The organism is Pseudoalteromonas sp. HM-SA03, from assembly GCF_002289345.1.
In the GTDB taxonomy this organism is placed as follows: domain Bacteria; phylum Pseudomonadota; class Gammaproteobacteria; order Enterobacterales; family Alteromonadaceae; genus Pseudoalteromonas.
Map to the genome: position 1 here is coordinate 36,937 of NZ_NSDG01000112.1, position 25,669 is coordinate 62,605.

Genomic DNA, 25,669 nt, shown 5'->3' on the forward strand with positions numbered 1-25,669 from the left:
TGGGCTATGATCGGCGGTCTTAAGTCCTGCACAGATCGCGAATTGCGATTAGAAAATGCGGGTGAATTACAGCGATAAACATGTTTGGAGTTTACATGGATAAAGTCTATATCTCACAGCTACACGTCGAAGCCATAATAGGAGTGTACGACTTTGAAAAAGAAAGTAAACAAAGCCTTTACTTTGATGTTGAGATGTTGACCGATATTAGCGCTGCCGCTCGCCATGACGATATTAATTTGGCGGTTGATTATGCCAAAGTGAGTGAGCGCATTATTGCGCATACCCAAGCAAAACCAGTTGAGCTATTAGAAACGTTAGTTGAACAGCTTGCCGCAATGATCCTAAATGAATTTAATGTACAACAGGTGCTTATAAAAGTGAGTAAACCTGCTGCCGTGCCACAAGCACAAACGGTTGGTGTAGAAATTGTGCGTAAGAAGTAGAATTATCATGGCACAAATTTTTATCAGTCTCGGCTCAAACATAGAAAAAGAAAAAAACTTGCTGAGTGGCTTGAGCGTATTGATAGAACACTTTCCGGATTTTCAACATTCAAGTGTTTTTGAGAGTGAAGCTGTCGGGTTTGCTGGGAATAATTTCTATAACTCGGTCTTTGCTGCACAAACACAGCTGTCTTTAGATGAGGTGTATAAACTGCTCAAGTCGATAGAATACGATCATGGTCGTCGCTGTAGTGAAAAGAAGTTTAGTCCACGCACATTAGATCTCGATATTCTCTTTTATGACCACCTTATTTGTTCATCACCCGCTCAGTTGCCTCGGGATGAAATAACCAAAAATGCCTTCGTGCTTCAGCCATTAGCTGAACTAGCTCCTGATTTTATCCATCCTGTTGAGGGTAAAAGCATTGCTCAGTTATGGCAGGAGTATCACAACCCAACTCAAAAATTATGGAAAGTGGAGTTTCCCAAGCAATGAGCTTTATTGAGATTGTCGTCCTTGCAATTATTCAAGGTCTCACTGAATTTTTACCTATTTCGAGTTCTGCCCATTTACTGCTACCATCTCAGGTACTAGGTTGGCAAGATCAGGGTCTTGCCTTTGATGTTGCTGTTCATGTTGGTACTTTGCTGGCTGTCGTTATTTATTTTCGACAAGACATTGTCAGCTTACTGACCGGATGGTTCAAATCATTCTCTGGTTTGCACTCGAAAGAAAGCCGACTGACTTGGTGTATTGTGGTTGCCACCATTCCATTCGTGATCTTAGCCCCACTACTTAAAGATATCGTAGAAGTTTACTTACGTAGTGCATGGGTGATTGCAACATCGACGATAGTATTTGGTTTATTGCTTTGGTATGCCGATGTGAAAGCGAGACAAATCAAAGATGAGTTTGCCTTAAACTGGAAAAGCGCATTGATACTGGGGCTTGCGCAAATTACCGCTGTTATTCCCGGCACATCGCGTTCTGGTATTACCATCACCGCAGGTTTATTACTCGGGCTTGATAAGAAAAGTGCGGCGCGCTTTTCGTTTTTAATGTCTATTCCGGTCATTTCTATGATGGGGCTGTATTACAGTTTAGAGCTTGCAACGGGCGATGAAGTGGTTGATTGGAATGCGCTATTAAGTGGTGCGGCACTGTCGTTTATCTCAGCTTATGCCTGCATCTTCTTTTTCCTGAAAATCATAGAGCGCATGGGCATGATGCCATTCGTCATTTACCGCTTGTTACTTGGGGTAGGGTTAATCGCTTTCTTGAGCCTAAGTTAATCTGACCTTTGGATAACCTAATCAAGCTTAACAGAAAAGCCAGCTTGATGAAGCTGGCTTTAGGGCCTGTTGGCCTTCGCTGTTTGATTTTTGTTCTTCTGAGTGTGTTTTGGTCGCGACGCTCGACTTGCCGCCTAGTAATCTAGGCAAAAGTTGAGCAACAATGAACAAAGCGCACTCAGGTGAACCCAAAGGGCAGCGCTTGATTAGCATTTCTTCTGTGTTGCCCCACAAGGATGTGGGGTAAGGTGACTTTGCAGGAGCACAAAGTCTTTATCGCCAGACTTACATAGAATGACTATGCTACGCAGGCTCTGCCTTGTGTAAATACCAATCAAACTGCTGCAAAAACAAACTTGGAAGAGCAACAGGCCCTAGACTGCATTAAGCAATTTGCTTTTCCGCAAGGCATAATTCCATGGTTGCCTTCAATAGCCTATAAAGGTTTATTGATGCGTCAATTTCTTCTTTGCGGTTTGTTAAGCTCTCAATATTTAGGCCCAGAGAAATATCTAGATGCGAGCAGCTTTTTAAGATTTGATCTAGATTTTCTCTACAAATACGAATTGACTCACTTAGTGTATTGTCTGCATCTAACATGCGCCATTTGGTCGCTTCTGGTACTGAGATCCCCAGCCACTCCATAAACTGTAAGGTCTTTTCCCCACCACATGGAGTAAAGGTAAGAATAATGCGTTTTGGTGTTTGCCCTTGCTGTTTACAGGTGCGCGCATAGCTCGTGATAAGATCTATGGTTGCTTGAGCGTCATATACCGCTTGGGAAACAAAGAATTGGCAGCCTTGCTCTGTTTTATCTACCAGCCTTTCGTGTTCATTACGCTTACTGGCATGGCGCTCTGCGATGGTTACACCACCCAAGAAAAAGTCATCTTGGTGATGCTTCAATACCTTATAGGCTTCAGAAAGCGGCAACTTAATATCGCCCTGTGAAGACGGGCTGCCCACTAATACTAGATTGTTTAACCCATATTGCTGTTTAGTGCTGCTTAACCAATCGCCAAAAGCTTCACTATCGCGCTGTGCCACACTTTTATACGTAATTACATCAAGGTGCGACAGTTCGCGGATCAACTGACTATATTCACACGGATCAACGGTGTGCTTAAAAGGAAATGGACGTGGTACTTGAGTACGACTGCTTTCATCTTGAATGTCATAGATGATCACGCCGTCGTATTCAATCTCATGTAAACGGCCCAAAAGCTTAGCGGCAATTGATTTTAGCTGCTGTGGGTCAGTGCCAATCTTAGGTGGTGTGGTACCAATTAAATATACCCCTTGGTTAGGGTCAATGATTTTCTCTTGAAGCGTTAAAGCCATAATCCTCATTCCACAAAAGCATTTCTGTATCTCTTTACTAATATAGCAGCCATTTAGACGTCTAGATAGATTTTTTTTAATGAAAGAATTTCAATAATTATGAATTTATCTCAAGCGCTCAAACCAAAATTTTATATTTGTTTACACATTAGGATGGTAAATCACCTTGGAAATTAGCGAATTAGTATGACTTTGGGGCATAATCAGGAGACTTGCTAACGTAAGTGAACACGACTTACTTAGAATAAAAAATATGATTAGGACCAAATTCATGAAATTCAAATTACTAGCAACCAGCTTTGCCGTAAGCTTAGCGCTTAGTGGCTGCGCAGCGACGAATTCAGACCAAGCTCAGCAGTCTGTTGAAAGCACTCAAGCTGCCCAATCCAATAAAGTATTCGCTCAAGATTATGTTTTGGAAGAGCTAGAAAACGGCCTTCGCGTCATGGTAGTTAAAACCAACTATCCTGATGTGGTATCGCTACAAATTCCGGTTTCTGTTGGTTCGCGTAATGAAGTAGAAGCGGGTAAAACAGGCTTCGCTCACTTCTTTGAGCATATGATGTTCAAAGGCTCAGAAAAGTATCCACAAGACGTTTATTCAGACATTTTGAAAAATTCAGGTGTTGATAATCGCGCCTATACGACCAACGATTACACTAACTACCATTTAAATTTCTCGAAGCAGCATTTAGATAAAGTATTAGAAATCGAAGCGGATATCTTTCAAAACCTGACTTACAGTGAAGAACAGTTCCGCACCGAAGCACTAACCGTGAAAGGTGAATACCTTAAAAATAATGCCAGCCCAGTTCGAAAACTGCTTTCTGCGGTAAGAAAAGAGGCATTTGATAAGCATACCTATAAACACACAACGATGGGCTTTTTTGAGGACATCGAAGCAATGCCAGATCAAATGGCCTATGGTAAAACCTTCTTTGAGCGCTTTTATAAGCCTGAATATGTATCACTCGTGATCGTAGGTGATGTGGATCCAAAAGCAACTATGGAGATGGTGAAAAAGCACTGGGGTAACTGGAAAAAAGGGGACTACCAAGCTGATATTCCTGTTGAGCCTAGGCAAGACAAAGCGCGTTATGTTCACGAAAAATATGATGGCTTACCGGGCCACTGGTTGCTAGTTTCGTATAAAGGTGCTGCATGGGAGCCGAAGAAAAAAGATCGAGCGGCACTAGATCTGATCTCGCAACTTTATTTCTCTGAAAACTCAGCACTGTATCAAGAGCTAGTAGTAGAAAAACAGCTTGCAAGCCAAATGTTTACCTACAACCCTGAAACCAAAGACCCTGGTCTTCAACATGTTTTCGTTAAAGTTGAAGATGAAAAAGATTTGGTGACAGTGCGTGATGCAATCAATAATACTTACGCAAAAGCACGCACAGAGCTGGTAGATGAAAATAAACTTGCAGCACTTAAATCAAACCTAAAGTACAGCTTTATTAACGGCCTTGACTCATCGCAATCTATTGCTTCGACACTTGCAAGCTACATGCATTTTGAGCGTGACCCTGAAGTGGTGAATGCGCTCTATGCAAGTGCTGATAAAGTCACTGCAAAAGATATTCGTGATATTGCCAATAAATACTTTGTGGACAGCAGTCGCACAACGGTGACTATGTCTGCACTTGAGTCTGTCTCTGGTTTTGATAAAGAAGTTAACTTAGACAAGTTAGTGGCAAAAATGGACAAGCCGGTAACGCGTCATTTCAACGTATTAGACAAGACCAATAATTCACCGCTGGTGGATGTGAATTTTCTTTTTTACACAGGTGCTGCTGCCGATCCTGCAGGTAAAAAAGGTCTTGCTGCGCTTACTGCGGCTATGATTGCCAATGGCGGGAGTGAGTCACAATCATACAAAGAAATTCAAAAGGCGCTGTACCCGATTGCTGGTAGCTTCGGTTATCAAATCGATAAAGAAATGATTTCTTTACGTGGTCGTATTCATAAAGATAATGCTGATCAATGGTATGGCATTGTGAGCCAGCAGCTTTTGAGCCCAGGGTTCAGAGAAGATGATTTTAAACGTCTGAAAAAAGAGCTAATCGACGGCATTAAGGCTGGTTTGAAAGCGTCAAATGATGAAGAGCTCGGTAAAGAAGTGCTTTATCACGAGCTGTACAAAGGCCACCCATACGAAAGCTATAACTTTGGTGATTTATCAGACTTAGAAGCAATCACATTGGATGACGTTAAGGCTTTTTACGCTCAGCAATTTACTCAAGCTAAACTTAACGTGGGTATCACAGGTGCACTCGATAAACAGCTAAAAGAAGCGATGTTTAACGATCTTGCGGCTTTACCTAAAGGTAAAGAAGCGCGTTTACAAGTGCCAGATGCCCCTAAGCTATCTGGTCATCACGCAACCATCGTAGAAAAGAATGCAAAATCAACAGCGGTGTCTTTTGGTTTCCCAATCGACACGGTTCGTAGCAGCAAAGACTGGGCAGCGCTTTGGTTAGTGCGTTCATACTTTGGTGAGCACCGCAGTTCAAACAGTCACTTGTATCAGCGTATTCGCCAGGTTCGTGGTATGAACTATGGTGATTATGCATATATCGAATATTTCCCACGCGGTATGTTCCAAACTAAGCCGGATGCAAACTTAGGCCGTAGTGAGCAAATCTTTCAGGTGTGGTTACGCCCACTTCGTTCTAATAACGATGCCCATTTTGCAACGCGTACCGCATTGTTTGAACTCGATAAGCTGATCAAAGAAGGGATGAGCAAAGCAGACTTTGAAGCAACACGTAACTTCTTAATCAACTTTGTGCCGCAAATGGTGGCGAGCCAAGATAGACAGCTTGGTTATGCACTTGATAGCCAGTTTTACAACACCGACGAATTTGTTGCCTATGTGACAAAGCAGCTAGCGTCGCTGTCTGTTGAAGACATCAATCGAGTTATCAAAGAGAACTTGCAGACCGAAGATATTCACTATGTGTTTATCACTGGTGATGCGAAAGATATGGCGCAGCGTTTAAGTGCTGAGCAGTCATCTCCTATGACTTATAACACGAAAAAGCCTGATGTATTACTGGCAGAAGATGCTGAAATTGCTACGTACCCGCTCAATATTCCAAGTAAGAATATTAAAACGTTAGATGTAGAAAAAGTGTTTGAATAGCTATTATTTAGCTTAATAAAAATGGCGGCTAAAAACTTAGCCGCCATTTTTGTCTTAAAACTATGCTTAACCTTAGCCTTAACTGTGGAACCACTCCACTGCAGCGGCCATCCAAATTAATGAACTGATCAATAATGTCAGCGTAACGGCCGCTGACGCCATATCTTTTGCGCGACCAGATAGTAAGTGGTGCTCGGTACTCACTCTATCTGTCAGCGCTTCGATTGCCGAGTTGATAAGTTCTATGACTAATATCAGCAGTACACTACCAACCAATAAGGCCCACTGAGCAATACTTTGCGCCAATATGAATGATAAAGGAAGACTTGCCACCAGTAACCATGTTTCTTGTCTAAATGCCGACTCTTCTTCATAAGCTGCTTTCATTCCTTTCGCCGAGCAATGCGTTGCTTTGATTATCCTGGCAAATCCTGTTCCATTTGGTTTGTTGGTATCCGGTGTCTTGATCTTTATCGACATATTAGCGATCCCGCGTTGGTAGTATTTAATGGGGCGTTATTATACGAAGATCTGCTCAGTTCGATAGTGTTAAATTGTAAGAATCTTTAGCCCAACGGAGAGTATTTTAAACCGTACTAAAATATGTTGGTTGGTTATTAGATATAACCAAGTGTTTGAAGCCTGATTTTTTATAATACATGACACTCAATGACTCTAAGCGTTACACTATGAGAAGTATCAGTATTATCGGAAGTTCGTCACATGAGACATGAGATTTGGAATAAGTTACGCGAAGAAGCCAATGAGTTGGTTGCTCGCGAACCATTGCTTGCTAGTCACGTTTACTCGAGTATTTTAAATCACGAGTGTCTTGGTTCTGCATTAAGCTTTATCGTTGCAAATAAGTTGGCGGATGCCGTGGTGTCAGCATTTACAATTCGTGAACTGTTCGATCAAGCTTTTGTGCACTGCGATACTATGCTGACTCATGTTGCACATGATATAAAAGCCGTTAAAGATCGTGACCCAGCTGCCGATAGTTATCTCAACGTAATTTTAAATCTGAAAGGTTTTCATGCAATCCAAGCACATCGATTGGCATACTGCTTATGGCGTCAAGACAGAAAAGAGCTGGCTCGCTTTATACAGAGCAGAACCTCTGAAGTATTCGGTGTTGACATCCATCCTGCTTGTAAAGTCGGTCATGGTATTATGTTTGACCATGCGACTGGTATAGTCATTGGTGAAACCGCGGTTATTGAAGATAATGTTTCTATTCTGCAATCAGTCACGCTTGGTGGTACGGGTAACGAGCAGGGTGACCGTCACCCGAAAATTCGCGCCGGCGTATTGATTGGTGCTGGTGCCAAAGTACTTGGCAACATTGAAGTAGGAGAGGGCGCTCGAATTGGTGCAGGTTCCGTTGTACTTAGCCCTGTTGCACCGCATACCACTGTGGTGGGCGTTCCAGCTAAGGTGGTTGGTAAGCCGTCGTGCCCATGTCCTGCAGAGAGTATGAACCAAAACTTCTTAGAAGACGATGATAGGCTCGAAAATGAGTCTATCACTTCGGCGATGCTGTAAGGTTATTAGATTAAAAATGGGGAAATCACTTCCCCATTTTTATATCCTCTTATTGGGTTGCTTTTACCGTAGACACCACCTCACCATCAGCAAGTTGTGTGATTATCGGCTTTTCTGGGTCGACATCCGCCACAGACTTAATCACTTTATCTTCTTGCTTGGCAATACTATAACCCCGAGCTAACACCGCCAGTGGGCTGACGCTGTCTAGTTTTGCGCTTGATACCGCGAGTTGATGTCTTTGCGTGTTAAGCTTTTGCTCCATTGCATACTGCAACTTATCACTGAGTTGTGCGACCAATTGCTTGAACTGAGCGATCCTTTGTTCTGGATGTAATCGATCAAATCTATGCTGCAGCAGGTGAAATTGCGATTGCTTTTGACGTAAGTGATGGGCTTGAGCACGAATTAATCGCTGTTCTAATTCATCAACTCGCTGTGTTTGCTGCATAAGTTGATTTTTAGGGTGTTGTAGCTGCAGTCGGGCTTCAAAGTTTGCCAAACGCTGTGATGCACCTTCAAGGCGACGTTTAAAAGCTTGATTGAGATATTGTAGCAACTGCGAAGTACGCAATTTTAGCGCTTCTGAGTCTGGGCTCACTAGCTCTGCGGCCGCCGATGGGGTTGGCGCTCTGACATCTGCAACATAGTCAGAAATGGTAGTATCTATTTCGTGGCCTACTGCGCTTATCACCGGAATTGAGCTGGCAAAAATGGCCCTTGCGACGGGCTCCTCGTTAAAGCTCCATAAGTCTTCTAATGAGCCGCCACCTCTGCCAACGATCAATACGTCTACCTCGCGTCTAGCATTCGCCTGAGCGATTTGTTTGCAAATCTGCTGCTTGGCTTCATCGCCTTGCACTAGAGCTGGGTAAATTACAACTTGTAACTGTGGGGCACGACGTTTGAGTACAGTCAAAATATCCTTGATGGCAGCGCCAGTCGCTGAGGTGACGACCCCCACGCGATTAATGACACTTGGCAAAGACTTTTTGTGACTAGCCGAAAATAGGCCTTCTGCGGCTAGCTGCATTTTAAGGGCGTCAAACTGTTGCTTGAGCAAGCCTTCACCGGCAGGGGCCATTTGTTCGACTATCAATTGATAGTCGCCTCGCGGTTCATACACTGACACTCTAGCTTGTACCATTACCTGCTGACCGTTGGCTGGGCGATGGTTACAATAACGATTATTACCTCGCCACATGGCTGCTTTTATTTGTGCTTTGTCATCTTTTAGAGAAAAATACCAATGCCCTGAGGCCGGAGCAACAAAGTTTGAAATTTCTCCGGTGAGTTGTACAGAGGCAAAACCTTGTTCTAAGAGCGCGCGTATTTCTCTGTTAAGTCTTGATACAGAATAGGTTTTATTATTACTGGGGTATCCCATGTTGGCCTCCATAAAAAATTCACAGTCACTTTATCACATTTTTTGCTAAATTTTATTTACTCCCATAAGGAACGCTGATAAAATTCGCACGCAATTCCTTATACTCAGTTCACTTGAGAGAAGCCGCGAACATGCTAAGAATTGCAAAAGAAGCCCTTACCTTTGACGACGTACTTTTAGTACCAGCTCATTCAACTGTTCTTCCTCACACAGCAAACCTGAAAACGCGTTTGACACGTGGGATTGAATTAAACTTACCGCTTGTTTCCGCTTCAATGGATACAGTGACAGAAGCGCGCCTAGCGATCGCTCTGGCACAAGAAGGTGGTATTGGTTTTATCCACAAAAACATGACTATCGAAGAGCAAGCTCGCAACGTACGTAAAGTTAAAACGTATGAAGCGGGTATTATCTCTTTCCCTGTGACGGTTACTTCTGATCTTACTATTGCAGAAGCAATGGAGCTTGCACAGGACAAAGGGTTCTCAGGTTTCCCGGTTGTTGGTGCAAACAACCAACTTGAAGGGATCGTGACTAGCCGTGATATGCGTTTTGAAACTAAGCTAGAAAAAGCGGTTTCAACGGTCATGACCAAGAAAGATGACTTAGTGACTGTAAAAGAAGGGGCATCTCGTGAAGAGATCCTTGGCCTAATGCACGAACACCGTATTGAAAAGATCCTTGTGGTTGATGACGCATTTGCACTAAAAGGCATGATCACTGTTAAGGATTACCAAAAAGCGCAAGATAAACCAAATGCATGTAAAGATGAGCAAGGCCGTCTTCGTGTTGGTGCTGCTGTTGGTGTTGGTGCTGGCACTGATGAGCGTATTGCTGCTTTGGTTGAAGCGGGTGTTGATGTACTACTAATCGATACTTCTCACGGCCACTCTCAAGGTGTTATTGACCGTGTTAAAGCGACGCGCGAAACTTATCCAGAACTACAAATCGTTGCAGGTAACGTAGCAACAGCTGAAGGCGCAATTGCATTGGCTGATGCTGGTGCAGACGCCGTTAAAGTGGGTATTGGCCCAGGCTCTATCTGTACTACTCGTATCGTTACAGGTTGTGGTGTACCTCAAATTACTGCGATTTCAGACGCAGTAGAAGGCCTAAAAGGTCGTGATATTCCAGTGATTGCCGACGGCGGTATCCGTTTCTCTGGTGATATCGTAAAAGCGCTAGTTGCTGGTGCAGCATGTGTAATGGTGGGTTCAATGCTAGCGGGTACTGAAGAGTCTCCTGGTGAAGTTGAACTATACCAAGGCCGTTACTACAAGTCTTACCGTGGTATGGGTTCTCTTGGTGCGATGAATCAAAAAGAAGGTTCGTCTGACCGTTACTTCCAGAAGAGCGATGCTGCTGACAAACTAGTACCTGAAGGTATCGAAGGTCGCGTAGCATACAAAGGACCAATCGCAACGATTATCCATCAGCAAATCGGTGGTATTCGCAGCGCAATGGGTCTAACCGGTTGTGCAACCATCACTGAATTAAATACTAAGCCGCAGTTTGTACGTGTGACTTCTGCGGGTATGGGTGAGTCTCACGTACATGACGTGCAGATCACCAAAGAGGCACCTAACTACCGTATGGGTTAAGCCTCAAGGCGTGTTTCTGGGCTAGCAAATTGCTAGCCCTTATTACTTTTGATAGAGGCGCAAGGCGGCTTTATCCTGTTTAGTTCCTAACTAACGAGATTATCAATGAGCAAAGATATCCACGATTCCCGAATTTTGATCTTAGACTTTGGTTCGCAATACACTCAGCTAATTGCACGTCGTGTACGTGAAATTGGTGTTTATTGTGAGCTTTGGGCTTGGGATGTGACAGAAGAGCAAATCCGTGAGTTCAATCCTCAAGGTATCATTCTATCAGGTGGCCCAGAGTCAACAACGCTTGAAGGTAGCCCAAAAGCACCAGATTACGTATTCGAAGCCGGTGTGCCTGTACTGGGTATCTGTTATGGTATGCAGACGATGGCAATGCAGCTTGGTGGTCAGGTACATAGCTCAGATAAAAAAGAATTCGGCTACGCAAAAGTAGAGAAAGTAGGTGACTGTAAGCTATTTGAAGCGATTGAAGATCACATCGAAGATGGTGCAGGTTACCTAGACGTGTGGATGAGCCATGGCGATAAAGTTGCTAAAATTCCAGACACGTTCAAAACTTCAGCGAGAACGGATACCTGCCCTCATGCGGCAATGTCTTGGGAAGAAAAGCGCTTCTACGGTGTACAGTTCCACCCTGAAGTAACGCATACTCAGCAAGGCTTGCGTTTACTAGAGCGCTTTGCAATTGATATCTGTGGTTGTGAAAAACTATGGACACCTGAGCAAATCATTGAAGATGCGATTGAGCGTATCAAAGAGAAAGTAGGGGATGACGAAGTTATCCTTGGTCTATCTGGTGGTGTTGATTCATCAGTGGTTGCAATGCTTATTCACCGTGCGATTGGTGACAAGCTAACCTGTGTATTTGTTGATAATGGCCTACTACGCTTGAATGAAGGCCAGCAAGTAATGGATATGTTCGGTGATAAGTTTGGTCTGAACATCATCAAGGTAGAAGCTGAAGATCGTTTCCTTAACGCGCTTAAAGGCTTAAATGACCCTGAAGACAAACGTAAAGCAATCGGTCACACCTTTATTGATGTATTTGATGAGCAAGCGAGCCAACGTGTGAATGCAAAATGGCTAGCACAGGGTACCATTTACCCTGATGTTATCGAATCGGCAGCATCTAAAACCGGTAAAGCGCATGTGATCAAATCTCACCACAACGTGGGTGGATTACCTGAAGATATGGAGCTAGGTCTGGTTGAGCCACTGCGTGAACTATTTAAAGACGAAGTTCGCAAGATTGGCCTAGAGCTTGGTCTGCCGTATGACATGCTTTATCGTCACCCGTTCCCAGGTCCAGGTCTTGGTGTTCGTGTACTTGGCGAAATCAAGAAAGAATACTGTGACTTACTGCGCCGTGCTGACGCTATCTTCATTGAAGAGCTACATAAAGCAGATCTATACCACAAAGTATCTCAAGCATTCGCCGTATTCCTACCGGTACGCTCTGTTGGCGTGATGGGCGATGCACGTAAATACGATTGGGTGATCTCGCTACGTTGTGTCGAAACTATCGACTTTATGACGGCACGTTGGTCACACCTACCATACGAGCTACTAGGCCACGTTTCAAACCGTATCATCAATGAAATTGATGGTATTTCTCGCGTGGTTTACGATGTATCAGGTAAGCCGCCAGCGACAATCGAGTGGGAATAATAGCTCTACAATGAGTTAGCACTCTGCTTAATAAAAGGGCGAATATGATAAATATTCGCCCTTTTGCTTATTTTAGAAGCAGTTGAATCAAAAAAGTGATTTTTTCACTTTACCTTTCAAAAAAGCGCTTTATAATGCGTCGACATTGCAGGGGCGTAGTTCCAATTGGTAGAACAGCGGTCTCCAAAACCGATGGTTGCGGGTTCGAGTCCTGCCGCCCCTGCCACTTCTTATTTTGCACTTCGCATTTTTTCAAAGTAAACTTTCTTAAAAAATTAAACTGCTTAGCCATGAATCCGATTTACGCAGATATTCTTGATATTGTACCGCTAAAGCTAAATTCTACATTTGCACACCTTGATCCCAACGCAGTTGTTGCTACTGATGTGAATGAGCTTCAGCAAGTAGCTTTACCGACTGTTTTGTTGCAGGACTTTGAATTGGTCATGGGTAAAAAAATTGAGGTTGTCACGGGTAACAGGATTGCACTTCAGGATAACCAATTGAGTTTGCCAAGTGCACAACTAAGTACGGCTCAAAAGCGTGAGTTGTGGCAATTAATCTGGAGTCAACAAGATGCAAGTTAAGCAAGGTGGCTTACTACAATTTCCACTTAATGAAATAATGCAAGTAGAACAAGCCTGTCATGCTTTTCCTTGGAGTGAGAAAACCATGCAGTCTTGCCTTCATGGTCGTTACTTTAATACAGCTATTGTTGATGGTAATACGCTAGTGGGTTTCTACGTTGCAGAGCGTGCGGGCCCAGACTTAACCTTGATGGATATTTGTATTCGTCCTAATTACCAAGGTAAGGGCTACGCGAAGCCATTAATGGAAGATTTGTTAGCGCAAGCAGAGACCTTGCAGGCAGAAAATATCTTCCTTGAAGTAAGAGCGTCAAACACTGCAGCAATCGCGTTATATCATCGCTATGATTTTGTCGAAATGGGCTTGAGAAAAAACTACTACCCGAGCACTCATGGTCGTGAAGACGCGATGCTCATGGCTTTACCATTAGCCTAAGTGACTATTATCCGTTGGCTGGTCTATCGATAAGGTATAGCGCATAGCCTCAGTGAGTTTAAGTAAATAGTAATGTCGATTACTGTTTTGTGTTTTTTGCAAACTTGTTTCTAGTTCTCCTGCGGCTTCATGAATATTCATGAAGCCAAAGCAACCCGCGCTGCCTTTGATACTATGTGCCAGCGCTCTTAAAGATCCCCACTCCTGTGCATCATAAAGCTTTTGCAGTTCATCAAGTTGGAATGGCAGCTTGGCAACGTAATTACGACTTATCTGCAAGAACTTTTCAGTTTTTAGCAAGGCGTCCCAAGAAGAAGACTTATCATTTTGAAGCTCAAGATACTGAAGTAGTAATTTACCCAATAGCTCTTTATCTATAGGCTTGCCGAGTGTAGCATCACACCCGGATTTAATATGGTTGTCGATATCATGTTTCATCACGTTTGCGGTAAGTGCGATGATTGGTCCATCATACGCTGCATGTCTAAGCATTTGTGTTGCTTCTTCGCCACCCATGACGGGCATTTGCATGTCCATTAGGATCAGCTGATAGTCTTCAACCAGCGCCATTTCAACGGCTTCAGCACCGTTATTAGCGATATCAGGAACTATGCCCCAGTTAGACAGTAACAGCGTAATAAGCTCCTGGTTATCGGGATTGTCTTCTGCAACAAGCACTTTGGCATCAAGCTCTTTTACCGCTGCAATGTGGGTTTTACTGTTATCAGGTTGTCTTGGTCGCTCAAGTGCGTTTAGCCAAGAGTAAGAGCGCTCTTTGAAATTACCCGAGACTTCAACAGAAAATAAACTACCTGTGCCTTGTTGGCTTTGAACATGCACATCACCGCCGAGCAGTTGTGCTAAATTCTTTGAAATACAAAGGCCCAGCCCTGTGCCACCGAAGCGTCGAGTTGTTGTTGTGTCGGCTTGCTCAAAAGGCTTAAATGCGCGCTCTAGCTCATTTTGTGACATGCCAATTCCGGTGTCTTTGATGCTAAAGATAAACTTTTCAGATTCTGGTCTAAACTCCACCTTTAAATGAACACCACCGTACTCAGTAAATTTCACCGCGTTTGTTGCGATGTTAAGCAAGATTTGTTTTAAGCGAGTAATGTCGGTATAAAGCTTATCAGGCAAGGGTAGGATAAATTCTGTGGAGAAGTTCAGGAGTTTTTCATTCGTCATCGGCTCAATGATGGATTCAATATCATTGATGAGTGGCATCACCAAGACCTCTGATTCTTCTACATCCAGCTTTTCAGCCTCAATTTTCGAAAGGTCTAAGATATTATTGATAAGTTCTAAAAGGTGTTTAGAGTTTCTTAAAATTGTGTCGAGGTGCTGTTTTGAGGTTGGAGAGTTAGGATGCTGTATAAGCTGCTCAGTAAACCCCATAATAGCGGTCAGCGGGGTACGTATCTCATGACTCATATTAGCTAAAAAGCGACTTTTAAGTTGGTTTGCCTGCTCGGCTTCTACAATAGCAATTTCTAGCTTGCTATTAGTTTCTGCTAATTCTTTGGTTCTGTCTTCAACTTTTTCTTCCAAGTGCTCTTTGTAATCCTCGAGCTCTCGCTGAAAGGTGCGAATTTGGCCGATCATATGGTTGAAATCTCTGAAAAGAATGCCAACTTCATCACTGTCATGCTCTGGTAGCGCCACCATTAGGTCGCCATCTCCGACTCTATGGCTCGCTTCCCCCAATAACTCTATTGGGTTTAACAACAGGTTGCGGACCACGATAAAAATCAAAATTGGCAATGTAACTACAGATAGAATAACGATCAATGCTGTGATCAGACTAATGGTTTTACCTGAACGATAAAGTAGTGATTTAGGGATCGTTGAAATATAAAAGTAGCCACCGCTTAGTTGTGCGCTGTAGGTCATCCTTTCTGCATTATCAATACTATGAATAACAGTAGAGTCTAATTGCCCAAGATCAGCAATATAGCCAATTTCTTCTATTTCACTGGCACTTAAGTAGTGGCCAATGAGATTCGTATCTGAGCTGAATAATACTTCACCATCTATGCTCACTAGTAGGTTTAGCGTATTGTCGTACGGTGCTTCGAGAATACTGGTACTTAAAAGAGAGGGGGAGACTTGTACGACGATATAACCTTGTTGTCTAGGTTGTTTGAGTTCGTAATCTACGCTGTAGATTTGCTGGACAAAATACAGCTGCGTACCAGCACTTGAGGCAACCATAAATTGATGTTGGCGCAAGTTACTTTGCATGATTTGTTTGACGAAAGGGTAGAGGTTTGGCGCTTCGCCTAAGTTACTGGAATAAAATGCTGAGCTTCTGCCATTGGGAGCTAAAAGATTAATACTGATAATATCTGGGTAGGCTTCACTATAACTGGCAAAAACATCCATCAGTGCACCTAAACGCTTGGTTTTTTCCATCCTTTCAAGGTTGGCCGAATTAAGAAAGTCACTAAGTACTGGAGAGGTTGATAGCAGTTTTGTTGTTGATTGGTAGATCTCAATATAATTGAACATCTTCTGCTGTTGTTGTTCAACGAAACGACTAACAATGAGCTTGGCTTGTTTTTGCGTTGAGCTAGTTACATTCGTGAGTGTAAATCCGCCAAGAAACAGCAAGGGTAATATCACAAGTGGGGTGATATACCAAAGGAGTCGAATACTTAACTTGCTTGTTTTCATGGATAACTAGCTGCCTTGCTACACGAAATTTTAATGATAAAAAATTAACATGAGTATTAAATCATAAGTTGGGAGAGGTGAATACTCAAGTTTGTCCAATTGCGTCGAAAATACGATAAAAGGTGGGGACTAAATAAAAATCGAGGCAGAAAAATGCTATCTGCAACAAAAAAATAAACCCCACTTAAAAAAAAATGGGGTTTATCATCAATTAGAAGCCTCCAAAAAGGAGACTTTCGGATCGTAATTTTACAATAGATTAGAAGTTATACTTCATACCTAGTGATAGACGACGACCTTTAACATCGAAGAATTCACCGTCATCGTATGTATAAGGTGTACGAGGCGGCTCTCTATCAAATACGTTATTTACACCAACACGTAATTGTAGATCTTCAACCAAGTAAGTTTTATACATGAAATCTACAGTAGTATAAGAAGAAACCTCATTGAAGTTGTTATCTTCAGGTGTCCACTCGTTATCTTCAACAGTGCTGTGGCGATAGTTTACTGTTACTACGTATGCTGAATCATCATGCGTGTATAGCGCACTGAAACGACCTTTCCAGCGTGGTGCGTCATCAGTTTCACCCATGTAGTTACGGAAGTCTTCCGCACGGCCTGTTGAGTTTTGGTTATCTTCGATCAAATAAGTCGCAGTTAGTTTAAGTGCAAACTCACCGTTTAATGCGTCAAATTTGTATGCAGATTCAAAGTCCATACCTTTTTTGGTGATCTGTGCTGCGTTGATTGGACGCGAGTAGTAGTTTTCAATTTCACCTGTATCTTTGTTACGTACAAAGTTACCACAGAAAGGATTGTCTAAAGAAGATGCTTCGTAACATAGCTTAATGCTATCACGGCCAAAGTATTCAATTGCACCATCAATTTCAAATGACCAGTAGTCAACCGTTAAGTCTAGGCCTTCAGTAAATTCAGGCGTGTAAATTACACCGATAGTGTAGTCATTAGATACTTCGTTTTTCAGCTCAGTATTACCTTGAATGTAACCAGGTAAGCTACCACCAGATAACCATTCATCAGAAGGCATCCAACCAGCGGCTAGACCAGCAGCTTGACAGTTGTTGATGATGTTGTCTCTGTACTTGTAGTCAGCGCTTAGTTCTGCAATTGAATCTGCGCGACAAATGTCTGCACGGCCAGAGCTGTAAGTTTTAGAGTTTGGAGTAAATAGGTCACCTAGGTTTGGCGCACGTACCGATTTAGAACGGTTTACACGTACACGTAGTTCGTCGGTCACGCCCCAGTTTAGTGCTAGCTTCCAAGCATCGTCACCACCTGTTACAGAGTAATCCATGTAGCGGTACGCACCTTCAAAAGTAAGGTCAGTAGCTAGGAACTCATCCATCAGTAGCGGTACAGAAACCTCAGCTGAGAATTCTTTAACTTCGATTTCGCCATCCATAGGTAGGCTTGAATTACCTTTAATAAGGCCCAATTCCATGTTTTCAGACGGACGGATCTTAGCAACTTCACGGCGGTGCTCAGCTGTAAACGCAGCACTTACGTAACCTGCCGGTAATTCAAATAATACACCATCAACCGTTGCACCAAATACTGCTTGGTCGTGTCTTGCAAAACGAGTTGCAGTTGTTGAAATGTAACCTAGTTGTTCCTGAGTTGCGCTTGTCGCACCCATTGGGTTGAATGGTACACAACCTTCACGTGCACCAGTCACGTTACCTTCAGCATCACGGGTAGCACACACAACTTGACCATTGATTAGTACAGAGTCAATCGCATTAGCTAGGTTATTTTTGTAAACTTCACCAGTCCACAGCGTGTCTTGTTCGATGCGGCCGAATTGGAAGTATGTGCTGTAGCTCCAGTCATCGTTAATGATGCCTTCTGCACCAATTGATGAACGGAACACTTCACGCTCTTGGTTATACTTACGGTCACCCCATAAGTTTTCATTTGCTTGATAAAGTGTTACAGAGCCTAGGCCTGCGTCATCCATCACTTTACCCATGGCATCATTTACAAATGCGCTATCGCGACGGATTGTGTGTGAGAAGAATGCAGGGCTACTTTCAGTCGTTGCTTCCGTCTTAGAATAAGTCGCATCAAATGTTAGTGCATGTTCATCATTCAGCTCATATGTACCGTAAAGAGTACCGATCATTCGCTCAAGTGGCGTGCGGAAGTAATCTTTATAACCGTGTCTGAAGATAGCATCACCAGGGTTTGCTTCGTCGTACGTGTAACGGCCAGCAGCACGCTTTGAAATAGCTGAGTTAGGATCGTCGATTAGACCAAGACCGTAATCGAATGGACGCATTGTACCGTCTTCATCGAAAGTGAAGTGGTGGTTCTCAAACGCTTCGCGTGTCTTTGTTCCTTCCCAAGCAAAGAAGTCACCACGCTCTGAGTAATAGCCAAGCGCTGTTGGGTGATTAAACTCGATATCGGCAGGAATACCGTCACTACCGCCTGTATTTGCAGGGTTAGAGATAGATCTCATACCACGCTTGAAGAAGTCACGGTCTAGTTTCGCGTAGCTTTCATTTTTTGTGTAGTTTAAAGAGGTAATGAAAGAGAGCTTTTCTAGTTCTTGACCACCTGTAATAGAGAAGAAATATTCCTCACCACCGCTTTGTTCAGGCTTTACTGTAGACACATCAACTTCTACACCATCGAATGACTTTTTAGTGATGATGTTTACAACACCAGCTACAGCGTCAGCACCGTATACGGCTGCTGCACCACCCGTTGCGATTTCTACGCGCTCAATGATAGAGGTAGGGATGTTGTTTAAATCTACAGCAGTGTCACCAACGGAACCTGGCACAAAACGACGACCATTAACTAGTACTAATGTACGCTCTGAACCTAAACCACGTAGGTCAGTTGTATTTAAGCCTGATGCATAGATATAGCTAGTTGTATTCTCTGGAGATAGGCCAACTGTTGCTTGAGGCATTTCAGCTAAAAGGTCATTTACGTTTGTGATGCCTTGGTTTTCAAGCTCCACACCACCGATAACGGTAACTGGAGTCGGCGAAGTTAGGTTGGCACGTTTAATTCGAGAACCTGTAACTTGAATACGCTCTACTGATTTTGCTTCTGTCTGTTCGTTTGCAACAGCTACTGAACTACTTACGGCACCAGCCACTAAAGCAACTTGGATACCCGCGGTAACTAGATTTAACTTCTTCAACATTTTGACCCTTATTTACTTTGTTTATAACGACGGTCAACTCCTTCCATACTTTGAATGAGGTGATATCGCAATATAGGTGCAGCGTTTTTACCATAAACAATTGTTAAATATGGTCTTTGTTTAAATGTGTACGATGTTTATAAAAGGTGTAATGTGTGATTTTGCTGTTCTTGCTTTGGTTTTGTTCTTATTAATCATGTTGTTATGTCTTGTTTTTGTGTCATCTTTTGTTTACGGTTAGTGAGTGTTTACAAATGCTGTTATTGTTTTGAGAACAATAAATTTATATTTGATAGGAGTGGTATAAGTTTTAGCGGTAATTTTGAGCTGGTTTGTAGCTGTGTTTGTAATTTTTATGTAGTATTTGCTGTGCTAAAAATGAGCGTTTGATATTTTGGTGATTAATTTTGTGGGAACTTTTAAGGATAGGCTGAAAATCAACCTATCCTTTCATGGTAGATGGCTAGTTTTGTATAGCTTTTAGGCGCCTGAGTTTGAGCTGCTCTTGGATAGCCTTTCCCTGATAGCCCTTTGCAATGATCTCTTGTACGTCTATGTTGCGAGTTGCTAAAAAGTTCTGTGTAAGTTTGTCACAAAGCGCGCGGAAATTATCACTTACCTTGCTACAAATATAACAAAAACGCGCTAATCTATCGGGTCTTCTCCACGCGTCAATATTTTGTAATATAGTAAGCCAATCATCCGACACTTTACTTTCCTTGCTCAATAAATCGAGATTTGTGATGAGCTCTTTGCTGCTTTCTATGTAAATATTAGGTACTTTGAATTGTTTTGCTTGCTCTAACTGAATCAAGCAAGTACCCGAAAAGTAACAGGCAAGGCTGAATTGTGCTAACCCATCTAATTCATCATTCTTTTCAAGTTTAGAAAGTGCATGTTGGAATTTGTCATATGCTGCTTCATCCCATGTTGGGATATATGGAGTGATAGTATCAAGAGCACCAAGCCTACAAACAGTATGTAGAAAGTGCCCCAAACCTTTATCTTGGATTGTCTTTTCTATTTCTAGCCAAATACGCTCTTTGGTTAAGGTTTTTAATTCACCGTTAGTAACCATAGTTTGCATAAGGAGCCAAGTTTCAGCTGCAATGGTGAAGTTGTATTCTTTATAGCGAGCTGCAAATCGAGCTACTCGTAACACTCTAAGTGGATCTTCACTGAAAGCACTGCTGACATGGCGTAAAATTCTGCTTTCTAAATCTTTTTGACCGCCATAAGGGTCGATAAGTGAACCATCATCATCTTTAGCAATTGCATTAACGGTAAGATCTCGGCGAAGTAAATCTTCTTCCAAGCTTATTTCTGGGCCGAAATCACAAATAAATCCGGTATATCCTTGACCACTCTTGCGCTCAGTGCGCGCAAGGGCGTGCTCATCTTTGGTCGTTGGATGTAAAAACACAGGAAAATCATTACCAACCTGTTGATAACCAAGTTTGCTCATTTGCTCTGGTGTGCTACCAACGACGACATAATCTCTTTCTTTTATTGGGCGCCCTAGCAGTTCGTCTCTAACTGCACCGCCGACGAGATAGATTTTCATTTTCTATGTTCCATTTTCTGCGATTCGAGGTTTTATCTTGAACCGGATTTTGCCATTATAGAGCGCATCATAACAATAAAGAGACAAGTCGTGTATTTACGCTATTTTGGGTTAACTGAAAAACCCTTCTCGATTGCTCCAAATCCTGAATTTTTATTCCTTAGCGAACGTCACAAGGAAGCACTTGCACATTTAACCTATGGGTTGGGTGACGCGGGCGGTTTTGTACTACTGACGGGGGAAGTGGGGACGGGGAAAACCACAGTAACGCGCAGCATGTTGGCTCAACTACCTGACTCAACGAAGGTTGCTTTTATACTGAATCCATCACTATCAGAGCTTGAACTGCTCGCGACGATTTGTGATGAGCTGGAAATTGACTATGACAGCAACAACGCCACGTTAAAATCGCTTACCGATGTGATTAAGCATAGACTGTTAGAGAACCATCACAGCGGTGGTCATACTATGTTGATCATTGATGAAGCTCAGCATTTAGCACCAGAAGTACTTGAGCAGCTTAGGCTGCTGACTAATCTGGAAACAGATCATAAAAAATTGCTACAAATTGTATTGGTAGGTCAGCCAGAGCTACAGCATTTGTTGCAGCGCAACGAGCTGCGTCAATTGGCACAAAGGATCACGGCGCGTTATCACTTGCTACCACTTAGCGAATCGCAAGTGTTTGCTTATATACAGCACCGACTCCAAAAAGCAGGCTGTCAGCAAGCTTTGTTCCACCACGATGCGGTAGCCTATGTACATCAAGTGACAGCAGGGATCCCAAGGTTAATAAACTTATTGGCTGACAGATGTTTATTAGGTGCGTACTCGGCATCGCAAACTCAGGTAACGAAAGCAATCGCTGTTCAAGCTGCAAAGGAGGCGCTACCCACTAATTTAGTGCCAGTTGCAAGCCAAGAGAAGAATCGCGTGCCATTATTGTTTATGGCTTGGCTTGGTGTGTTATTTGTTGCAGGCTTTGGCTTGGCAAAATTGGTGTAGAGGGAAACATGTCGTATTTAACAAGTGCAATGAAACAGTCGCAACAAGGCGCAGATGCTGAGCAGGACTATTTGAGTCAACGCCAAGACGCTCAGCTCATTTTTTATAAAAAGCTCGTCACCTATGCCAGTGCAGGTCTGTTGTCTTTGTCTTCACTTGGGGCGGGGTATTATCTTGGTAAGATCACAACTCCAAAAAAAGCGCAGATGCAACTGACTTCAGAAGTGGAGCCTACGAATGAAAGCAAGGTAGCACTCTCTGCTACACTCACACCGGAGCAACCTGTTGCGGAAAATCGGCAGGCGCAAAAAGCCCATATTGCCGCTCAAGAGTTAAGCACAGCGACTATTGACCAGGCGCAAAGCAATTTAAGTCTTAACTCAAACCTAGAGACAAAAGCAGCTGAGCCTGAGCAGCACTTTCAGTGGGTATCTGTGCAAATTGGCGTTGATAACCAAGGTAAACCTTTATATCAACAACAGTTAGTCCCTGTGGGATCTGTTAAGGCGGCTTCAGTCGTGCCAAATCCGACTCAAAACACAGTGCAAACAACTCAAGTAATTCAAGATTCATCCCCTGGAGAAATTCAAACAGTAGGTGAGTATGCCGGTTATCGCGTATTTGGTGCTAAGCCCAAACAGCAAGATGATGAACTTGCTGGCGTATCTGAGGAGCTAAAAAAAGCGTTTGCAGAGGCGGTGAAAGAAACCGCACCGCACGAAGAACCGGAAGTGTTATCTACTACCAAAGATTCGGCTTCTGCTACACCCATCGCGCTGTTGCCAGCTCAATTGCAAAATAGTATTCCAAGCTTGCGCTATCAAGCGCATATTTATGCTACTGACTCTCATGAAAGGTGGATAAAAATCAACAATAGACCTTTATACGAGGGAGATAGTTTAGGGGTTTTGACCGTTGTAGAAATTACACCAGAACAAACACGTTTTGATTTCGACGGAATTGAATTCAGTCTCGAGGCAATGGAGGACTGGCTGCCTTAATATCAAGGCAGCATTGAGTGTTTAAAAAACCGGATTAGATCAAGCTTGAATTCTTCAGGCTTGACCGCTGACTCTAGCTCATCGTTTGTTTTTTTTATGCTTAAATCGATATCCTGAACTTCAATGTAGTGCATGTGCTTAGCGTGATAAAACACTTTAACAACGGGCTTTAGCGGCGTTTTGGGATTGCTTTGGGCAATAACACCGACCTTACCACTAGTGAGTTTTACTAAGGTGCCCACAGGGTATACGCCAACGCAAGCAATAAACCGACTTAGTAGTTGTTCGTCAAAATGGTGAGGGCAGCCTTCACGCATTAACTTAAAGGCTTTAATTGGTGTCATGCCCTCTTTATAGACCCGCTCAGCGGTCAATGCATCATAAACATCTACAATGGCGGCCATTCTGACATGTTGAGGTAGTTCATCCGCGGTTTTGCCATAAGGGTAGCCCGTGCCATCTAGGCGTTCGTGGTGATAGCCCGCTATTTCGCATGCAACTCGTCCTAGACCTGCATTGAGCACGATATCAAAGCTATATTTTGCGTGTGATTTCATAATGCTGTATTCATCTAAGCTCAACTTTCCAGACTTATGTAAAATATCGTCGGGAATTTCTATCTTACCAATGTCATGGAGTAGTGCTCCTGTGGTCATCTCTTCGGTTAATTCTCTTGAGTAACCAAGGTGCTTACAGAAAATAGCCATTAAGATAGAAACATTAATAGAATGCTCCAATAAATAGGCGTCTTTTTCCCTGATCCGAGCAATGCAGGAAAGCGCATCTTGATTGCGAAATACGGAATCAATAAAGCCGCTTGCTGTCGCTTTAAACGCCTCTATTTCTATCGTTTTACCCGCTTTAATATCCGCGAATGCTTTGCTTTGAATCGATTTTGCTTCGTCGTAAAGTGTAACCGCGTGTTGCATTTCTGCTTCAACACTACACTTGGTCTGCCAAGGATCATGCTTTGGTTTATGTGGCTCTTCTATATGTTCATCATGAGGAGGTTCATCGTGAGGATCATGTTCTGAAAGGCGCTTACTGGGGTCGACCGTTACTTCTAAAACGCCACTCTTTTGTAGCTTTGTAATGCTAGCTTTCGTTCTCACCCAGCCCTTAGTTTTAATCGCAACTGAGCCTGTCTGCTTTGTCACACTGACAACAAACATACCAGGCTCTAACTCGCTGATATTAATATTAATCTCTGGCATGGGGATTCCTTTAGTTGTGTCTTTAAGCGTAGCAAAGCTTGGTAAAATAGAAAGGACTAAAATATAAATATGATTGATTTTCCCCCAATAAACCCGCATCCTGAAAGAAACAAAAAGGAGTCTATCTTATGCGCTTATCTCCCTTGGCATTAGGTCTCATTGCCACTTTGTCTTGGCATGCGAATGCCAATTTGAAACAACAAGTTGCAGAGTCTATGCCTGAACTTGAATCTTTGTACCTACATTTACATCAAAACCCTGAACTCTCTTATAAAGAAGAAAAAACAGCAGGGCGTTTGGCGGATGAAATGCGCAGACTTGGTTATGATGTGACTGAAAATGTGGGTGGTTTTGGTGTTGTCGGCATGCTGAAAAATGGTGATGGTCCAACGGTGATGATCCGAGCCGATATCGATGGTTTGCCAATTATTGAAGAAACTGGAAAGTCGTACGCGTCAAAAGTCAAAGTGAAAGATGATGCGGGGAATTTGGTTGGTGTGATGCACGGTTGTGGTCACGACATCCATATGACCAGTTTAATCGGCACGGCAAAACAGCTAATGGCTAACAAGGAAAAGTGGCAAGGTACATTGATGTTAGTTGCTCAACCCGCTGAAGAAGTGGGGGGCGGCGCAAAAGCGATGTTAAAGGAAGGGTTGTATACTCAGTTTGCTAAACCCGATCATGTGCTTGGTTTGCATGTAAGTGCTGCGGTTCCTGCCGGCAAAGTGGCGATTGCACCAGGTTATGCATTGGCTAACGTTGACTCAGTTGACATTATCGTTAAGGGTAAAGGAGGGCATGGAGCCTATCCACACACTACCATCGACCCTGTGGTATTGGCATCGCGGATTGTTTTGGGGCTGCAGACCATTACATCGCGAGAGATCTCTCCGTTAGAACCGTCGGTGATCACGGTAGGCTCTATTCACGGTGGTTCTAAGCACAACATTATTTCAAACGAAGTTAAGCTACAATTGACGCTACGCTCTTATAATCCGGATGTGCGTGAGCAACAAATTGCGGCGATCAAACGCCTGACTGCAGGCATAGCACAAAGTGCAGGATTGGAAGACAGTCTTGTGCCTGAGGTTATCGTTCATGAAAGCGAAAGCATTCCATCTACGTATAATAATCCGGAGTTGGCTAAGTTTGTAACTAGCGCTATTAAGCAGGAAATTGGTACAGAAAATGTTGAACAATCTCAGCCGGTGATGGCTGGTGAAGATTTCGGCTTATATGGCCGTACTGATGATAATGTACCAATTACAATTTTTTGGCTAGGTGGTGTTAATCAAGCGGTATTCGATGCAGCACAAAAAAGCGGAGAGCCTTTACCTTCATTGCATTCTAGTAAATTTGCGCCAGATTATCCTATTGCCATCGCGACCGGAGTAAGAGCAATGAGCAATAGTGCACTTGCTTTGTTTAATCAAAAATAAGCTTTATCTAGCATTTTTATCTTGCATAGTAAAAAGGTAGCCTTGGCTACCTTCAGATTGATGATAAACCCCGCTTTTTTAAGCGGGGTTTATTTTTCCCAGTTGTTGGAGCAGTTTTCTCT

At 43.0% G+C, this 25,669-nt stretch carries 19 protein-coding genes and 1 tRNA gene; 13 read left to right on the forward strand and 7 right to left on the reverse strand.

What is annotated here, in order from left to right; genetic code table 11:
* The first annotated feature begins 95 nt into the window (after positions 1 to 95).
* The 3 genes from folB to CKO50_RS21580 are packed head-to-tail and all read left to right on the forward strand — an operon-like array spanning position 96 to position 1,739.
* Positions 96 to 446: a dihydroneopterin aldolase gene (folB, locus tag CKO50_RS21570; RefSeq protein ID WP_017216518.1), complete on the forward strand. Its 351-nt coding sequence runs from the start codon at positions 96 to 98 to the stop codon at positions 444 to 446.
* Between the two features lie 7 nt (positions 447 to 453).
* Complete coding sequence (gene folK / locus CKO50_RS21575) at positions 454 to 942, forward strand: 2-amino-4-hydroxy-6-hydroxymethyldihydropteridine diphosphokinase (protein ID WP_095729838.1); 489 nt, start codon at positions 454 to 456, stop codon at positions 940 to 942.
* Positions 939 to 1,739, forward strand: a complete 801-nt coding sequence (locus CKO50_RS21580; RefSeq protein WP_095729839.1) for an undecaprenyl-diphosphate phosphatase — start codon at positions 939 to 941, stop codon at positions 1,737 to 1,739. Before folK ends, CKO50_RS21580 begins: the two co-directional genes overlap by 4 nt.
* Positions 1,740 to 2,123: 384 nt before the next feature.
* Here the strand turns inward: CKO50_RS21580 and CKO50_RS21590 are convergent, their stop codons facing one another.
* A complete protein-coding gene (locus CKO50_RS21590; protein WP_095729841.1) occupies positions 2,124 to 3,080 on the reverse strand; it encodes a methylenetetrahydrofolate reductase in 957 nt (318 codons plus the stop codon).
* A 271-nt stretch (positions 3,081 to 3,351) separates the two neighbouring features.
* Here CKO50_RS21590 and CKO50_RS21595 point away from each other — a divergent pair, with 271 nt between their 5' ends.
* Entirely contained in the window at positions 3,352 to 6,228 is a 2,877-nt protein-coding gene (locus CKO50_RS21595) for a pitrilysin family protein (protein WP_095729842.1), read from the forward strand.
* Between the two features lie 78 nt (positions 6,229 to 6,306).
* On the opposite strand, the gene CKO50_RS21600 is transcribed toward CKO50_RS21595, so the two are convergent.
* Complete coding sequence (locus CKO50_RS21600; RefSeq protein ID WP_095729843.1) at positions 6,307 to 6,708, reverse strand: diacylglycerol kinase; 402 nt, start codon at positions 6,706 to 6,708, stop codon at positions 6,307 to 6,309.
* Between the two features lie 243 nt (positions 6,709 to 6,951).
* Between CKO50_RS21600 and cysE the strand changes: the two genes are divergently transcribed.
* The gene (cysE, locus tag CKO50_RS21605; protein WP_095729844.1) at positions 6,952 to 7,773 is read left to right on the forward strand and encodes a serine O-acetyltransferase; all 822 of its coding nucleotides are present in this window, start codon (positions 6,952 to 6,954) and stop codon (positions 7,771 to 7,773) included.
* 49 nt (positions 7,774 to 7,822) lie between these two features.
* On the opposite strand, the gene xseA is transcribed toward cysE, so the two are convergent.
* Entirely contained in the window at positions 7,823 to 9,160 is a 1,338-nt protein-coding gene (xseA, locus tag CKO50_RS21610) for an exodeoxyribonuclease VII large subunit (protein ID WP_095729845.1), read from the reverse strand.
* 131 nt (positions 9,161 to 9,291) lie between these two features.
* Between xseA and guaB the strand changes: the two genes are divergently transcribed.
* The 5 genes from guaB (at position 9,292) to rimI (ending at position 13,464) form a co-directional block, all read left to right on the forward strand.
* A complete protein-coding gene (guaB, locus tag CKO50_RS21615) occupies positions 9,292 to 10,761 on the forward strand; it encodes an IMP dehydrogenase (protein WP_095729846.1) in 1,470 nt (489 codons plus the stop codon).
* Between the two features lie 105 nt (positions 10,762 to 10,866).
* Complete coding sequence (gene guaA, locus CKO50_RS21620; RefSeq protein WP_095729847.1) at positions 10,867 to 12,441, forward strand: glutamine-hydrolyzing GMP synthase; 1,575 nt, start codon at positions 10,867 to 10,869, stop codon at positions 12,439 to 12,441.
* 149 nt (positions 12,442 to 12,590) lie between these two features.
* Positions 12,591 to 12,667: transfer RNA gene (locus tag CKO50_RS21625), tRNA-Trp, on the forward strand.
* A gap of 64 nt (positions 12,668 to 12,731) precedes the next feature.
* Entirely contained in the window at positions 12,732 to 13,028 is a 297-nt protein-coding gene (locus CKO50_RS21630; RefSeq protein ID WP_095729848.1) for a hypothetical protein, read from the forward strand.
* Entirely contained in the window at positions 13,018 to 13,464 is a 447-nt protein-coding gene (gene rimI, locus CKO50_RS21635; protein ID WP_095729849.1) for a ribosomal protein S18-alanine N-acetyltransferase, read from the forward strand. Before CKO50_RS21630 ends, rimI begins: the two co-directional genes overlap by 11 nt.
* Here the strand turns inward: rimI and CKO50_RS21640 are convergent.
* The 3 genes from CKO50_RS21640 to CKO50_RS21650 form a co-directional block, all read right to left on the reverse strand.
* Positions 13,456 to 16,137 carry an ATP-binding protein gene (locus CKO50_RS21640; RefSeq protein ID WP_095729850.1) on the reverse strand — a complete coding sequence of 894 codons (2,682 nt, stop codon included), beginning with the start codon at positions 16,135 to 16,137 and terminating at the stop codon, positions 13,456 to 13,458. The genes rimI and CKO50_RS21640 overlap by 9 nt on opposite strands.
* Before the next feature lie 259 nt (positions 16,138 to 16,396).
* Positions 16,397 to 19,321: a TonB-dependent receptor gene (locus tag CKO50_RS21645; protein ID WP_095729851.1), complete on the reverse strand. Its 2,925-nt coding sequence runs from the start codon at positions 19,319 to 19,321 to the stop codon at positions 16,397 to 16,399.
* Positions 19,322 to 19,784: 463 nt separating this feature from the next.
* Entirely contained in the window at positions 19,785 to 20,885 is a 1,101-nt protein-coding gene (locus CKO50_RS21650; protein WP_095729852.1) for a tRNA nucleotidyltransferase, read from the reverse strand.
* Positions 20,886 to 20,975: 90 nt separating this feature from the next.
* Between CKO50_RS21650 and CKO50_RS21655 the strand changes: the two genes are divergently transcribed.
* Together CKO50_RS21655 and CKO50_RS21660 are read left to right on the forward strand one after the other, a co-directional pair.
* On the forward strand, positions 20,976 to 21,890 hold the full coding sequence (locus CKO50_RS21655; RefSeq protein ID WP_095729853.1) for an ExeA family protein: 915 nt from the start codon (positions 20,976 to 20,978) through the stop codon (positions 21,888 to 21,890).
* An 8-nt stretch (positions 21,891 to 21,898) separates the two neighbouring features.
* Complete coding sequence (locus CKO50_RS21660; protein ID WP_095729854.1) at positions 21,899 to 22,891, forward strand: general secretion pathway protein GspB; 993 nt, start codon at positions 21,899 to 21,901, stop codon at positions 22,889 to 22,891.
* Between the two features lie 2 nt (positions 22,892 to 22,893).
* On the opposite strand, the gene CKO50_RS21665 is transcribed toward CKO50_RS21660, so the two are convergent.
* Positions 22,894 to 24,105 (reverse strand): HD-GYP domain-containing protein, encoded by a 1,212-nt coding sequence (locus CKO50_RS21665; RefSeq protein ID WP_095729855.1) that lies wholly within the window; start codon positions 24,103 to 24,105, stop codon positions 22,894 to 22,896.
* A 128-nt stretch (positions 24,106 to 24,233) separates the two neighbouring features.
* On the opposite strand from CKO50_RS21665, the gene CKO50_RS21670 reads away from it, so the two are divergent.
* Positions 24,234 to 25,547: a M20 family metallopeptidase gene (locus tag CKO50_RS21670; protein ID WP_095729856.1), complete on the forward strand. Its 1,314-nt coding sequence runs from the start codon at positions 24,234 to 24,236 to the stop codon at positions 25,545 to 25,547.
* Positions 25,548 to 25,669: the final 122 nt, after the last annotated feature.